The organism is Micromonospora sp. NBC_00362 (assembly GCF_026342155.1).
In the GTDB taxonomy this organism is placed as follows: Bacteria; Actinomycetota; Actinomycetes; order Mycobacteriales; family Micromonosporaceae; genus Micromonospora; species Micromonospora hortensis.
This window is the reverse complement of the sequence record NZ_JAPENH010000001.1, coordinates 1866091-1880970: the sequence shown is the minus strand read 5'-3', so window position 1 is coordinate 1880970 and position 14880 is coordinate 1866091. Positions and strand designations below refer to the sequence as shown.

Here is a 14880-nt window from a genome sequence, read left to right as displayed (position 1 = left end):
AGACGAACCCCTTGCCCGGGGTAGGCGAGTCGCGACGGGCGGGCGCACGCTGTCTTCTGGTGACGGCACGTCCCCGATGGCGGGGGAGCGGGGCGCGGTGGGACCCAGCAACAGGGCGGTACGTCCTTGGGTTACACCTGAGGGCTGGGGACCACATGGGGACCAGTGGGCGGTGGCGCGGTCTCGAATGATCGTTTGAGCTAAAAGTCGCCCCGTCGCCACCCGCCTGCAGCGCGACCGACGCCGCTCACGGGAAATCGTCGGGGCTGGTACCGGGCAGCGTGGCCAGCAGTTGCCCGGCCAACCAACGGACGGTGTCATCGTCTTCCTGATGGGCGAGGCGTACGAGCACGGTGCGGGTCCGGGGGTCCGCACCGTTGTGGCGCGCCATCGCGAGCAGCGCAGTCCGGCGGATCTCCCAGTCGTCGTGGTCCACCAGCCGAATCAGCAGCTCGCGACCCTCCAGCCAGTCGGTCAGCATGGTCGCCAGCTGCTCCACGGTCCGGCGTCGGACATCGAGGTCCGGGTCGTCGCGGATCAGCCCCACGAGCAGCATGCGCACCTCGGGATCGGTCCCGAAGTGTTCGCCGAGCGCGGCGGCGGTGCGGGCGCGGACGGCCGGGTCGTCGTCGGCCAGGCGGCGCATCAGCCGCGTCCTGACCGCCGCGGCCATTGACGCCAGGTCCGGCTGGGTCAGACGGTGCAGCGCCGCGTCGATCACGGCCGGCTCCGTGTCGGTCTCGATGCACTCCAATAGCACGTCGGTCACCCCGTCAGGGCTCCCGTCCGCGCAGAGGGCCTGCACCGCGGCCAGCCGGCTGCCTGCGTAGCTGTCCCTGCGGGCCCGCCGGCACAGCGTCGCGACCAGGCCGTCGGTGTCGCCGTGGCCGGCGAGGGCCTGTGCGGCCGCGCGCAGCACGTTGGGGTCGGGGTCCCGGCGGACCTGCTCGGCGAGGCATTCCCGCACCTCAGGGTCCGGTGGGTCGGCGAGACGGGCCAGGCTACGGGTGACCCGCAGCCGGACGATGGGGTCCCGCTCCTGGGAGGCTCGGCTGATGAGCAGATCTCGGGTCGCGTGGCCGAACAGCGGTCGCCCGGTGAGCAGGTCGACCGCAGCGAGCCGGACGCTCGCGGTCGGATCGCGTCGGGCGCTCTCCAGCAGCAGTTCCCCGGTGCGGTGGTCGGGGTAGGCCTCGGCGAGCGCGCGCACCGCGGCGAGGCGTACCGTCGCGTCCTCGTCGACGTGAGCCGTGCGGGCCACCACGGTCCACCCGGTGTCGTCGGCGCGGTCCCGGTCGATCAGAGCCGCGACCGCGGCGGCCCGCACGGAGGACTCCCCGTCCTGCTCGATCTGGTCGATCAGTCGGGCCCGGCAGCGCCCCTGCGAGTCGGGTACGAGCGCCAACCGCCGCACGGCCACCGCGCGGACCCGCGCGGACGTGTCCGAGCAGGCCAGCTTCAGCAACAGCTCGGTGTTCTCCGGGCCGGGTCGCTCCGGCAGCAGCTCGGTCAGAATGCAGCATCGGACCTCGTCCGGGGAATGGCCGTTGACCCGCTGCAACGCCGTGGCTCCTGCGGTCTCGGCGTATTGCGGCAGAACCAACAGACCCTTCAGCACGCACTGCACCACACCGGGGTCGGTGTCGGTGGCCAGCAGCCGCTGCATCGTCTCGGGTACGCCCGGCAGGTCGGGCCGCGCGGCGAGTATCTCCGCAGCGGCCCGCCGTACCGTGGCGTCCCGGTCCTCGGTGGCACGCGCCAGTAGCAACTGGCGGATGTCCTCGGACGATTCGACCCCGCCGAGGGACTGGACGGCGATCGCGCGTACCACCGGGTCAGGTGAATCGGCGAGGCCGCGGAGCATGTCGATGAGGTCGGGGTCGGCGCTGAAGTGGGCGACCAATGCCCGTACCGCGGCCTGCCGTACCGCCGTGGAGGCCTCTGCCCGTGCCTGGACGAGCAGTTGGTCCCGACAGTACCGGCGGCCGCGGCTCGTGGTGTCCAGCTGGCCAGCCGCCTCGGCCAGCCCGGCGACCAGTGTGACGCCAGCCTGTCGATCGGGGCTCTGCCCGAGTTCCCTGACCAGCAGCTCCTCCATTTGCTCCTCGGTGGTGGACAGCACCGCGGCGATCCGCGTGGCGAAGGGAGAGCCGGATCGCCAACTGGTCCGGACCCCGCGGCGGCGGTACCAGTGCAGGAAGATCTCCCGGCCGGGCCAACTCGGGCCGAGCGCCCGGATCGGGGACAGCAGCTCCTGCTCAGTGAGGTCCACCAGGTTCGGGTCGTCGGCGGAGATGCCATGCTCGATGAGACGCACGACCTGGCGCAGCACGGCGGTGCCCGCGCCGGCCAGTTCGGCGGGCTGCGGCGCCTCGGCCACGCACTGCGCAGCCAGCACCAGGTTCCACGGCGGCCCGGTCAGGTTCAGCGGCGGCCACGGTTGAGTGGCCTCGGTGGCGAGCAGGGTGACCAGCTTGTTGACGGTCTGGGCGGGCAGGGCACTGGCGACCAGTCGAAGCACCTCCCGCCACGACGGATCGGCCCAGTGTTCGCGGAACAGCGAACGCAGACGATCGAGGTCCCAGGTGGTCGGGTCCTGCTCGCATCTGTCCACGATCTCCTCGGCACAGAAGAACTCCAGGAACGCGCGGTGCACGAACCCGAACAGTCGCAGTCCGTATCGTTCCAGGATGAAGCTCCGCTGCCGCAATTTGTCGATCATCGAGTAGGCCATGGCGAGCGCCCGCTCATTCTCGAATCCGTAGAACGCGACGAGGTGGTCCCGGGAGATGCGCGCGAGTTCGTCGGATTCAATGTAGTTTCCGGCGGGGCCGGACTCGCGGAACTGCATCCAATACGCCAGGTGACGCAGCAGTCGACGCTTCGCCTGCAGGTCCAGCGACGGCACGTCGCCGTGGCTCTCGCGCAGTTGCTTGGTCACATCCCACTCGGAGATCAGTACGTCGGTGACGTGCGCGTAGAGCCGGCGTCGGTTGCGGGGCAGCGGGTGACCCCGGGCGACGATCGCCATGAGCATCAGCAGCAGGGGGTTGCCGGCGATCTCGCGCATCGCTCGAGAACTGCCCACCACGTCGAGGATCTGCCGCCGCTGCCGCTCTGCCTCGACAGCCGGCGTGGGCATCACGTGGCGGTACCAGTTGCCGAGGAACCTCGCGATCTGCTCGTCGTCGAGATCCTCCAGGGTGAAATGGTCGAAGCCCGCGTTGGCAAAGGTGTGCCGCTGGTAGCCGACCGCCCGTGAGGTGACCACTGCCAGCACCCCCGGGTACTCGTTGGCGAACGTGGCGATCTGCGCGGCCACCTCTTCCCGCTGCGCCGGGTCGAACACCTCGTCCAAGCCGTCGAACAGGAACAACGCCTGGCCGCCCTGGCGCAGGTACGCCTCCAGCACGTCCTGGTCGAAACCGGCGAGCCCTTGCTGGTGGCGGTGGCCGACGTAGTCGAGCAAGCCGTCGCACCGGCCGTCCCCGTGATGGGTGGCGTAGGAGCGCAGCTCGATCAGGACGGGTAGATACCGGTCCAGCGCGCTCAGTCGAGGCTCGACGCACACGCCGGCCAATGTCAGCGTCAGGTACCGCGCGGCCGCGGACTTGCCGGAACCGGGGTCGCCCAGCAGCACGATCGTGCGCCTGCCCGGGTCGGACACCACGTCGAACAGCGACAGCTCGTCCTTGGCCGCGTATTCGTCCCAGAGCCGCTCCACATCTTCCGGGTCCACCACGCCGGGCAGCCCACCAGCATCGCCGTCGGATGTGGAACTGGCCCAGCGCCACCAGGCGAGGGGCATCTCCGGCCGGGCATCCTCGTGCACCCGTGGTTCCACGAACACCTCGGGCAGCCCGACGGTGAGGTAGCCGCTGGTGGGTCGCGGTGAGACGGCGTCCAAGGGCATCGCCCCGTACCTCATCGCCAACTGCTGGTAGTACTGGTTGCGTAGGGCCTCCGGCAGGTGGGTGTCCGGGTCGGCGGACTCGCGGCCCGGGGGTCGATGCCTGCGTACGTCGGCCAGTGCGACGGTCACCTTGGCGGCGAGGTCGTCCACGCTGGAGAAGAAGGCGCAGAGATGGCGCTCCTGGAGCTCGCGGCGCAACGCGACGATCCGCTGCCAGTCGGCATCCCGGTCGATCATGTCGACCGGCCAGGGCGTGTCCTCCGCGAGCAGGAAGATCAGGCAGGGCTTGCCGGCGGCGATTGCCTCCCGATACTCGAGTTCGGTGATGGAGGATTCCTGGCCTGGCGGGCGGTACCCGTACCGCCAGGCGAACAGCCCTACGTAGACGTCGCTGCGTCGCACGTCGGCGAGGCAGCGTTCCAGGGGTGACTGGACTTGGGTGCCGTACGCCTCCATGGCCACATCGTCGATCGCCAAACGCCGAGCCGCTGTGTGCACGGCGGCCCGATGGTCCAGTAGGTCCTTCTGGGTAGCCGAAATGTAGACCTTGATCGACGACGCACCCCTGCCGTGCAGGTCGGCCAGCGCGCCCGTCAGCCTGACCGCGGAGTCGTCCGGAAACACGGTCGAGCCGAGCGGGGCAGACGGAAAGATCTTGACCGTGACCGCCTCCCCGGAACGAGCCACGATCGGCCCGGCGGCGCCCTGCTGGCGGCAATCCGCGACCGCCCGGGGAATTCCGGCCCCTTCGCTCTCTACCAACTTGTTCCAGCTCAGCACATGCGCTAGCCAGAAGTTGCGCTGCCGCGACTCGCTGCGCAGCTCGCTGAGCGGGCATTGCTCGTCGTCGGCCAACTCGGCTCCCGCCCAGGTGCCTGGGCTGGTCACCTCGATCCGGTCGGAAAAGACCCGGACGTGTACGCACATCTCGCGCTGCTGGTAGTCGCGGTGGGCGAGCGCGTTTGCGATGATCTCGCGGACGGCAATCATCGGGTAGCGGTAGACCGGCTCGGTGACGGCCGCGCCCGTCGTTGGCACTTCGCCGAGTCGAGCGAGTTCAGCGACGAAGTCACGGGCCTGCTTGATCTGCTCGGGAATCGTCCCTCCCAAGGTGCGCTTGTCCATCGGCGCGTCCTTGCCGGGGCCGTGGTAATGGGTGCACTGGACAGTGGCGGTGGGTACCACCGCGGTCGGATCCTCGCCGAACAGCAGCGCACCGGCCCGGGTCAGCCGGCCCTCGCGCATCAGAAGGGCGGCCCGCATGAAGTCGGCGGCCGACCCGCGACGCGGCACGGAGCGGCCCACATCCTTGCGCATGGCCGCACGGAACCGACTAACCCGCCGCGGGCTGAGGACGGTGGCGGTAGTCGTACCATCCAGGAACGGGTGATCCGAGTCCTCGGGGGGCGTCGAAAGTCGCTCGGCTTCACTGCGCCCGTCGGGCAGGTCGGCGGCGACTGACACGGGCCGCCGGGCGATCGGCACGTTGCCGAACCCGTCGAAGCGGTGCCGAGGCTCCGACGAGCCTCGCACGGCGGCTTGCAGGTACTCATACAGATCAGCGAGATCCACCATGCCGTCGCCGTCCTTGTCGTCGGCACCGTGCAGCAGTCCGTCGACCAGTGCATTGGTGAACGGGCTCGGCAGGTCCTCACCATCGGCGTCAGCAGCCGTCTCTGATGCGGCGGTGGCGGTGAGCACGAACCGGCCCTTGCCGGCTAGCAGCCGCTCGACGGCGACCGGACCCTTGAACGCACCGCTGTGGCAGCAGTCCAAGACGATCACCTTCGCTCGGGCCAATGAATCGCCGATGATGTCGTTGAGCGTGTCGTTGGAGACAGCGGTACCGGGCAGCAGGCTGGACGTTGTGTCCCGGGCACAGAGATAGAGTTTCTGGTTTCGGCTGCGGCCATGCCCGCTGAAGTAGAAGAGCAGCACGTCCTCCGGCTCGGCGTCGCTGAAGAACCGGTTGGCCGCCTCCGCGATCTCGGCGCGTGAGGCATCAAAGAGGATCGTTACGTGCTCTGAGGCGAACACGCCCATCTCGTCGTCGGTCAACGCGGCGCTGAGCAAACGTCCGTCGATGCGGGGGCCGTGCAGGGCATGCAGCTTCGGGTCGGCCTCGTACAGGGAGTTGCACACGAGAAGTGCCCGATACATCGGCGGCTCCTGGCCCACGTTCCTGCGGTGAGTGCCTTACCCTACGGCTAGCTACCGACCGACCACAGTAGCAAGTCCGGAGGTCCCTTTATGCCATCCGCTCGAATCGTGCTGCTTCCCGGCCTGTCCACACTCACACCCGATGACGAGCCGCTGCAAGCGGCGAGCGCCGAATTGGTAATGGATCTGCGCGAGGTGGACGGCCTGCGGGCGACCGAGGAGGGCATCCCGGTGGTCGGCCGCAAGGGTCAGTGGACAGAGCTGGTGATCGCGCTCGGTGGGCCGAGCGTGGTGGCGGGAGCGGTGACCGCGATGCGACTGTGGCTCAGCCGGGACCGGCGCCGGTCGCTTACGCTCACGGCGTCGCGGGCCGGCGAGGATCCGCTGCGGATCGAGATCAGCGGTGACAACGTCGCGGAGAGGACGGTGCACGAGGCGGTCCAACGGCTGCTCTTCGTGACGGGCGCTGCCCTCGGCGACTCGCCGGACGAGAGCCCGAACGCCGGCCCTGACCCGTCGGTGCCCCCAGCGATCACACAGTGACGGATGTCCCGTGACGGGACACCTGAGCCAGCAGTGCCCCCGCGAGAGCTTCCTGTACGGGAAGGTCTCGCAGTCTCAGGTCTAGCGACGTCGTACTTCGGTTGATGCGGTACACGTTGACTCCGCTTGGGATCCGCGGTCCCCGAGCCGCTGGCGACCGACTGTGAACCTTTGGGTGAAGACGCGGATGCGTCAACATTCGCTTCTAGCCGACGAGCGAGCGGCGATCGAATTCCTCCTGGCGGCCGTCGACGTTGGGGCACCGCAAATCGCTTGACTGGTGCAGTCCGCCCGCTATTGGGTGGCGCCGTGAGCAAACTGTGGACCGCACCGGAGGGCGACCCCAGGACCTTCGGTCAACCCGTCGGCGAAAAGGCGACCTACCGGGAGTACCTCGGCAACTACCGTCTGACCATAGAGATGAAATGCGACGGACTGGACGCCGAGCAACTCGGCCGACGCTCGATACCGCCCAGCACCCTGAGCTTGCTCGGCCTGGTGCGCCATTTGGCTCAGGTGGAGAACCACTGGTTCCAGCGCGTGCTGCAAGGGCGGACCGACGCACCGCTCCTCTACCAGCACGAGGACGACCCGGGTGGGGACTTCGGGGGCGCGGTCCCCGACCCAGCAATGGTGAAGGACGCCTTCGCAACCTGGAAGGCCGAGATCGCCAAGGCCGACGAATGGCTCGACGCCCTCGAGGAGGCCGACCTGGGCCGCGAGGTGCCGGTCGACGGTGGCAGCCACGGCACACGCGACGTGCTTGTCCACGTGCTCGAGGAGTATGCGCGGCACGCCGGCCACGCCGACCTCCTGCGTGAGTGCATCGACGGGCGAACCGGCCTGTGACCCTGTCGTAGCTGAAGGCGTTGCCGCAGCCGCCGCCGGGGACACCGAGGCTGCCTCGCGCGGCGCGGTAGAAGCCGTCGCGAGCCTCATCGGCCGGCCGAACCAGTTCCGTAGCGTCAGCGGGCGGACGTCGGTGACCGGCCCACTGAGAGGACCGCGCTGCGAGTCGATGGTGAGACCAAGCGATCGGGCTCAGCAGCGCGGTCACACTCGTTGTGGCAGAGTCACGCGGAGTTGCGCCACTTGCGGCCGTGCCGGCCGATGAGCCGGTCGGCGTCGGTCGGGCCCCAGGAGGCGGCCTCGTAGGTGGGGATCGGCGAGTTGTCCTTCTCCCAGTTGTCGATGATCGGGTCGACGATCCGCCAGCACTGCTGCACCTCGTCGCTGCGGATGAACAGCGACGCGTCACCGATCAGCGCGTCCAGGAGCAGACGCTCGTACGCCTCCGGGGACTCCTCGACGAACGTCTGGTCGTAGGAGAACTCCATCGTGGCGGTGCGGACCCGGAAGGAGTGGCCCGGCACTTTGGCGCCGAAGCGCAGCGAGATGCCCTCGTTCGGCTGGATCCGCAGGATCAGCGCGTCAGCATCGAGGCCGGTGAGCTGGTCGGTCGGGATCGGCAGGTGCGGCGGCCGCTGGAACTGCAGCGCCACCTCGGTGAGCCGGGCCGGCAGGCGCTTGCCGGTGCGGACGTAGAACGGCACCCCGGCCCACCGCCAGTTGTCCACGTTGAGCCGCATCGCGGCGTAGGTCTCGGTCCGCGACAGGGGGTCGACGCCGGGCTCCTCGCGGTAGCCGGCCATCAGCTCCTCGCGGGTGCCGCCCCGGGTGTACTGGCCCCGGACCGCGGCTTCGGCGATGTCCCGGTCGGTGGGGAGCCGGATCGCCTGCAGCAGCTTCACCTTCTCGTTGCGCAGGCCCTCAGCCTCGAATGAGGCCGGTGGCTCCATCAGTGCCAGCGCGAGGACCTGGAGCACGTGGTTCTGCACGATGTCCCGCATCGCGCCGGCGTCCTCGTAGAAGCCGCCGCGGCTGCCGACGCCGAGGGTCTCGGCGACGGTGATCTGCACGTGGTCGACCCAGGAGCGATCCCAGATGGGCTGGAAGATCGAGTTCGCGAAGCGCAGCGCCAGCACGTTCTGGACGGTGTCCTTGCCCAGATAGTGATCAATGCGAAAGACCTGGTGCTCGTCGAACGCGCTGTGCACGACGCCGTCGAGCTCGCGGGCCGTGACCAGGTCGCGCCCGTACGGCTTCTCGATGACCAGGCGGGAGAAGGAGCCTTCGCGTGGCTGGTTGAGCCCCACAGCGGCCAGTCCGTTGATCACCGGCTCGAAGGCCCCGGCCGGGGTGGACAGGTAGAAGAGGCGGTTGCCGGACGTGCCCCGTTGTGTGTCCAACTCGTCGAGGGTCTCCACGAGCCGCTTGTAGGTCTCCGGGTCGTCGTAGCCGCCGGCCACGTACCGCACGCCGCCCTGGAGCTGCCGCTTGCTGGCGAGGGTGCGTTCGCCGAGGGCGCTCTCGGCGAACTGCTCGTCGGTCATCGACGTACGGGCGACGCCGACCACCGCGAACTGGTCCGGGAGCCGCTCGTGCCGAGCCAGGCTCTCGATGGCGGGCAGCAGCTTACGCCGGGTCAGGTCACCGGAGGCGCCGAAGATCACCAGCGTGGCCGGCGGGGCACTCCGCTCCTGGATGAGCTGAGATGCGTGGTCCATGGTCTGCGTTCCTCCGGGCACAAGGGGTGTGGGATCGGGGGCGGCGCTGTCCTGCCAGGGATAGCGCGGGCTGTGGCGGTAGTGTCCGGGGCCACGCGGCGTGCCCCGTTGGTCACGGAGCTTGAGCGTCCCATGCTCGGCTGATGGGTAGGCGATCCGGTGCGGTCTGTCGGCGTACGTGATGGTGGTACGAATGATCGTGGCCAGATAGCCCGCGGAGGTCAACGGTCTCGCCGACGGCGGCGCCGCGGACCGCCAGCGGGCGGTTGCGGCGTTGCGCTGGTCTGGTGGTGGTGGCCCATCCTGATGCCGGTCTCATTGAAGGGCTGTTCGTATCCGCCTGTGACCGGAAGATGACCGGCAGAGTGCTCGCCCCGCAGCACCAGGCCGCAGCGGATTCTTGAGGTGCCCAACGCGAGCGGGAGCGGCGTCGGTGGGCGGTGGGGGACCTCATGCTCGCTGCGTCAGCCAGCTCCACCGCAGCGGTTTTGCCTGCGGCTCTCACCTCGGAATGGGGCGTAGCTCATCATCCCCGGTCTGCTGGTCCTCGCTCGGCGTCCCAGCGCCCGCCGGATCCTCTGGGACTCTGCGACTGGCCCGCGGGTTCTACGGCAGCAGCGGCAGGTGGGGACGTGACGATTGTCAGTCCCCACCGTCATCGCCGTACTCGGAGAATGGAGCGATTCTGCCGGCGTCAGCGCCCGGTGGACACGATGTTTGAGGATTGCCCGTTCTGCTCGTCGCGCTTCAGGCGCTTCGCAGTCTGCTTCTCCTTGATCGTCTTGCCCTTCTTCTTGACGTTCGCCTTGCTCGTCGAGTCCTTGGACATGATCGAACCTCCTGGAGCAGGTCGGTGAACGTGCAGCGTGGTACTCGCCTGATCGCGGCGGCAGGTGACAGGAGACCCGCGGCGGGCGCGAAGTCCTTCTCTGCACGCCGACCCTACGCTGTTCCAGCTCTCGCCGACGTTGGGAAGCGCATCGACGATCGTGGGGCGATAGTTCGTGCCGCCTCACCGCTGCGGTAGGCGGGTCGCGATAGCGCGGCCGGCGCGGCGGTCCTCGCCCACAGGGGCGTATTCCCAGGCTGCCTCCGGCGGGGCGCTTCCTGTCACCGCAGGGCAGGCCCGCTCCACGGTGTGCGGGTCAGCGGCGGACGGGCGGCACGGCCTCAGCCTGCGGCCGCAGCGGTGATGTAGGTGTGGAACGCCGCTACTTGTTCATCAGTGACAACTGGTTCGAAGTCCAGGTGCTCGCTCGGAACGATGCTGGTACCGGTACCGGTGACTGTTACGAACCAGGCACCTTCGTGGCCGAACCAGCGCGCCTGCGCCAGGACACCGATGTCGGCGCTCTCGGAGGGGTCATTCGAATCCGCCACGAAGACGATGCGAACCCACTGCCCGTCCTGGCCGTAGGGCGGCTGGGGGACGTGCAGGGTGAGGTTGTCCGCGCCGAGGCTTTCACCGAACAGGCGAGCTGCACCGGCCCAGGCCAGTGCCCAGAGACCCGCTGTCTTATCAGTGCGGCCTACCTCCACCTCGCCGTCCGGACCCTCGACCAGTACGGCGTATGAGCGGTCAGGCTCGTGCCGCACCCGTGCTCGCACCTGCATCCTGGGGTCGCTCATCAGTCAATGATGCGGCAGTCCCCCCAACGGCAGCGCGCCGCCGTGCAGCTTCTTTCCAGCCATGCCGGTCGACGCTTGCCGGCGGAGGGCGCTATCGGCCGGCGACCGAGCCGCCCAGGAGCACCCGGCCGTAGTTGGTGCCGGTGGACGCTCTCGGTCACGATCGTGCCGGCGTGTCCGCAGTGGTCTTACCGTGGTGCCGGTGGACATCCACCCCCTCGCCGCGGGGTATGCCTTGCGCGCGTCTGCGATCGTTGGCGGCGGATGTGCGGCAGAGGTTGAGTGACGATCGTGGCGGGTCTTGCGGGTCCGCGGCAGGTTTGGATGGTCGATGGTTGTCCTTGCCCAGCAGCTTCCAGCGCTAGTCGGCGTGATCGTGGGAGCCCTCGCCTCTTACCTTGTCAGCAGCGCGGGGGAGCGAGCACGATGGCGGCGCAGCCAGCGGGTCCGTTGGGACGAGAGCCGCATGCGGGTGTATGCCGAATATGGCGGCTCCGTCAAGCGGTGGGCCTACCTGTCGTGTCGCATCGCGGCAGCGCGAGGGTTCGACCACTCCGCGGCCCACCTGACCCCGGAAGAGGGGCTCCCGCTCTTGGCCGCGGCGGAGGACGATCGTGGAGCGCGGTGGGAATCGATGCTGCTATTGGGCAGCCCGGAGGTTGTTGCTGCTGCACGTGATTGGCATCAAGCTGTCCACCGTCTCGATTGGTACGCACGTGGTCGGTTGACGGATGCCGAGCAGTGGCTGCCGGCGATTCGGGAGATGGAGAAGTACCGCGACAAGTACTACGAATGCGCCCGGAACGATCTTGGTGTAGGTGGCGGAACGCTACCGCCGCCGGCATGGCCTCCTCCATGGGTTCCCAAGACCGGGACATGATCCAGCATCCCTAGGCTGGATTGCCGGGAAGGCTTCACCCGAGGAGGGTTGCGACGTCGGGCGCGATGGCGTGGCCGAGCATTCCGACACCCAGAGTGGGGCAGGGAACTCGTCGTCATGTGGAGGAGCTGTCTCTGCTTGGAGTCAGGGCGTGTCGGGTCCGGTCCCCGGTCCAGGCCGCTTCGAGGATCGCGGCCAGGCTGGCGGTGTCGGTCGGGCCCGGATGGTTCTGGATCAGGCGGGTGACGCCACTGGCCATCTCCGCGAAGCGCGGGAGGTCGGCGCGTGCCACGCCGATGTCCGCCAGGGTGCGAGGGATGCCAATGTCGGCAAGGAGCTCGTCGAGCCAGGTGAGGAACGTGTCTGCGGCCTCGGCGTCGGAGGCGTCGGTCACGTCGAGCCCGCACACCCGGGCGAGGATGGCCAGCCGGTCGCTGATCGCATCCCTGGCCGCGTCCAGCGCGTAGGGCAGGAGCAGCCCGACGCCCACGCCATGCGGCGTGTGGGTGGCTGCGCCGATGGGGTATTGGAGAGCGTGCGGGGCCGCGTTGCCCGCGTGGGAGAAGGCGAGCCCGGCGAGCATGGACCCGTAGGACATGTCAGCGCGCGCGTCCGTGTCGCCTCCGTCAGTGACAGCACGGCGCAAGCTACGGGCGATTCGCTCCGCGGCGCGGAGCGCGTAGTGGTCGGTGATCGGGTTGCGGCCGAGGAACACCTGCTCCACCGGGTCGCGCGGTCCGTGGGCCCGGGGTCGCGCGGTGTAGCTCTCCACGGCGTGACAGAAGGCGTCGACGCCGGAGTGGGCGGTGACGGTCGCCGGGCAGGTGTAGGTGAGTTCGGGGTCGACGATGGCGAAGTCGGGCACGATGTGGACGCTGGAGACTCCCACCTTCAGCTCGCGGTCCGGGTCGGTCAACACCGAGACGGGTGTCAGCTCGGAGCCGGTGCCTGACGTCGTCGGGACCGCGACGAGAGGAATCGTCGGTCCCGGCACTCTCGATTCGCCGTAGAAGTCGCGAGGGCTCCCACCGTGGCGGCGGATGACGCCGACGATTTTGGCGAGGTCGATCACCGTGCCACCCCCGATGGCGAGGATCACGTCGGCGTCCACCTCGGCGGCGGCCGAGACGGCCACCGCGACGTCGGAGAGTGGTACGTCCGGAGTCGCGTCGGCGAACACCTCGACGACAGTGACCTTCTCCCGCACGGCGGCCACGATCTCGGCCACGCCCGGCTGCCCCAGAAGAATCTGGTCGGTCACGATGAGGACTCGCGAGCCGCTCTCGGCCACCACTCGTGGGATGTTCTGTGCGACCCCTTCGCCCACTATCAGCTGGCGTGGTCCGCGGACGGTCTCAAGCATGTCGGTGCCTCTCCGGAACGTCGGCGGCGATGAGCGGGGCGGACGTCCAGGTCACCTGCGAGACCGGGACGGCGTCGGCGAGGTTGGCGGCCCGGGTGGCGCAGGCGCGCGCGGCGGGCGCCCGGAGCGGCAGGCCGGTCACGGGAGGTCGATCGCCACGTAGGTGAGGTCGAGGTATTCGAGGATGCCCTCGTGCGACCCCTCCTTGCCGATCCCGGACTGTTTCACGCCGCCGAACGGAGCTGACGGGTCCGATATCAGGCCACGGTTGATGCCGAGCATCCCCGTGTCCAGGCCTTCGGTGAACCGGAGCGCCCGCTGGAGGTCACGGGTGAAGACGTATCCGGCCAGGCCGTGCTCGGTGTCGTTGGCCTTCGCCATCACCTCGTCGTCGGACGTGAACGAGATGATCGGCGCCACCGGGCCGAAGATTTCCGCCTTCAGCATCCGCGCGTCGTCGGGCACGTCGACGAGGACGGTGGGCGGGTAGAAGTGGCCCGGCCCATCCGGACGTTCGCCGCCCACCAGGACCCGGGCGCCGCGATTGACCGCATCGGCGACGAGTTCGTCGATCTTGGTGACCGAGGCCTCGTCGATCAACGCCCCGACGTTCACGCCGTCGTCGAGACCATGGCCCACCGAAAGCGCGCCCATCCGCTCGGCGAAGCGCGCCGCGAACTCCTCGCGTATCGGCTCCTCGACGTAGATCCGGTTGGCGGCGATGCAGGATTCCCCGATGTTGCGCATCTTGGCCACCATGGCACCGTCGAGCGCGACGTCGAGGTCAGCGTCGGCACACACGATCAGGGCCGCGTTGCCGCCCAGTTCCATGGAGGTGCGCAGCACGTTGTCCGCAGCCTGTCGAAGCAGTACGCGCCCGACCTCGGTCGACCCGGTGAACGAGAGCTTGCGGGTCCGACTGTCGGCCAGCAGTGCGGAGACCACCTCGCCGGAACGTTTGGTGGTCACCACGTTGACGACGCCCGGGGGAACGCCGACCTCCTCCATGATGCGGGCCAGGAACAGCATGGTGAGTGGCGTCTGGCCTGCTGGCTTGGTGATCGTCGTGCAGCCCGCGGCCAGCGCAGGAGCGATCTTGCGGGCACCCATGGCCAACGGGAAGTTCCAGGGCGTCACGAAGACGCACGGTCCGACCGGCTTCGGCACGGTGAGGATGCGGTATCCACCTGAGGGAGCGGTGCTGTAGCGACCCTCGACGCGGACCGCCTCCTCGGCGAACCAACGGAAGAACTCGGCGCCGTAGGCCACCTCTCCACGAGCCTCGGCGAGCGGCTTGCCCATCTCGAGCGTGATGAGTCGGGCAACATCCTCGGATCGCTCGGTCAGTGCCCGGTACGTCGCGGTCAACAACTCTGACCGTTTCCGCGGCGGGGTCGCCGCCCACTCCGCCATCGCCGTGCTCGCCGCGTCCACTGCGGCGAGCCCGTCAACGACGTCGGCGTCCGCCACCTCGGCGATGGTCTTGCCGGTGGCCGGGTCCTCGACGGCAAAGGTCGCTCCGCTCGCGGCGTCGCGCCAGGCGTCGCCGATCCGCAGCCGCCGGTGCTCGGGGGCCAGCACGTTCATCGGGTCACTCATCGCGTCGCCTCCTGTGATCTTCTTCGTGATGTCCGGCGTGCCTTTAGCGATCGCGCTGTGTGCGTAGACGGACGGGTCACACGCCCTCGTCGGGGGAGAGGTTGCTGGGCGGGGCGAAGCCCGCGCCGCCGATCGCCTTCGCGGGCCGCTGTCGTCTCAGCGTCGTCAGGCCGTGCTCGCTGGTGAGGGTCCACAGCGGCTCGATCACCGGGTGCGGGCGCATGTC

11 protein-coding genes are annotated in these 14880 nt (G+C 69.0%); 3 read left to right on the top strand and 8 right to left on the bottom strand.

Going from position 1 to position 14880, the window contains the following annotated elements; genetic code table 11:
- Positions 1 to 247 precede the first annotated feature (247 nt).
- Complete coding sequence (locus tag OG992_RS08610) at positions 248 to 6073, bottom strand: HEAT repeat domain-containing protein (RefSeq protein WP_266302929.1); 5826 nt, start codon at positions 6071 to 6073, stop codon at positions 248 to 250.
- 90 nt (positions 6074 to 6163) lie between these two features.
- Here OG992_RS08610 and OG992_RS08605 point away from each other — a divergent pair, with 90 nt between their 5' ends.
- Together OG992_RS08605 and OG992_RS08600 are read left to right on the top strand one after the other, a co-directional pair.
- Positions 6164 to 6616 (top strand): hypothetical protein, encoded by a 453-nt coding sequence (locus OG992_RS08605; protein WP_266302928.1) that lies wholly within the window; start codon positions 6164 to 6166, stop codon positions 6614 to 6616.
- Positions 6617 to 6925: 309 nt separating this feature from the next.
- Positions 6926 to 7465, top strand: a complete 540-nt coding sequence (locus OG992_RS08600) for a DinB family protein (RefSeq protein WP_266302927.1) — start codon at positions 6926 to 6928, stop codon at positions 7463 to 7465.
- A gap of 224 nt (positions 7466 to 7689) precedes the next feature.
- Here the strand turns inward: OG992_RS08600 and zwf are convergent, their stop codons facing one another.
- The 3 genes from zwf to OG992_RS08585 all read right to left on the bottom strand — a co-directional run bounded on the left by zwf (position 7690) and on the right by OG992_RS08585 (position 10812).
- Complete coding sequence (gene zwf, locus OG992_RS08595) at positions 7690 to 9183, bottom strand: glucose-6-phosphate dehydrogenase (protein WP_266302926.1); 1494 nt, start codon at positions 9181 to 9183, stop codon at positions 7690 to 7692.
- A gap of 694 nt (positions 9184 to 9877) precedes the next feature.
- The gene (locus OG992_RS08590) at positions 9878 to 10012 is read right to left on the bottom strand and encodes a hypothetical protein (protein ID WP_258395732.1); all 135 of its coding nucleotides are present in this window, start codon (positions 10010 to 10012) and stop codon (positions 9878 to 9880) included.
- Positions 10013 to 10353: 341 nt separating this feature from the next.
- Positions 10354 to 10812 carry a hypothetical protein gene (locus OG992_RS08585; RefSeq protein ID WP_266302925.1) on the bottom strand — a complete coding sequence of 153 codons (459 nt, stop codon included), beginning with the start codon at positions 10810 to 10812 and terminating at the stop codon, positions 10354 to 10356.
- A gap of 466 nt (positions 10813 to 11278) precedes the next feature.
- Between OG992_RS08585 and OG992_RS08580 the strand changes: the two genes are divergently transcribed.
- On the top strand, positions 11279 to 11692 hold the full coding sequence (locus OG992_RS08580) for a hypothetical protein (protein ID WP_266302924.1): 414 nt from the start codon (positions 11279 to 11281) through the stop codon (positions 11690 to 11692).
- A 115-nt stretch (positions 11693 to 11807) separates the two neighbouring features.
- On the opposite strand, the gene OG992_RS08575 is transcribed toward OG992_RS08580, so the two are convergent.
- The 4 genes from OG992_RS08575 to OG992_RS08560 all read right to left on the bottom strand — a co-directional run bounded on the left by OG992_RS08575 (position 11808) and on the right by OG992_RS08560 (position 14877).
- Positions 11808 to 13055: an iron-containing alcohol dehydrogenase gene (locus OG992_RS08575; RefSeq protein ID WP_266302923.1), complete on the bottom strand. Its 1248-nt coding sequence runs from the start codon at positions 13053 to 13055 to the stop codon at positions 11808 to 11810.
- Positions 13048 to 13197 carry a hypothetical protein gene (locus tag OG992_RS08570; protein ID WP_238685077.1) on the bottom strand — a complete coding sequence of 50 codons (150 nt, stop codon included), beginning with the start codon at positions 13195 to 13197 and terminating at the stop codon, positions 13048 to 13050. The genes OG992_RS08575 and OG992_RS08570 overlap by 8 nt, the downstream gene beginning before the upstream one ends.
- The gene (locus OG992_RS08565) at positions 13194 to 14654 is read right to left on the bottom strand and encodes an NAD-dependent succinate-semialdehyde dehydrogenase (protein ID WP_266302922.1); all 1461 of its coding nucleotides are present in this window, start codon (positions 14652 to 14654) and stop codon (positions 13194 to 13196) included. The genes OG992_RS08570 and OG992_RS08565 overlap by 4 nt, the downstream gene beginning before the upstream one ends.
- Positions 14655 to 14730: 76 nt before the next feature.
- Positions 14731 to 14877, bottom strand: coding sequence for a hypothetical protein (locus tag OG992_RS08560; protein ID WP_266302921.1), 147 nt, complete (start codon positions 14875 to 14877; stop codon positions 14731 to 14733).
- Positions 14878 to 14880: the final 3 nt, after the last annotated feature.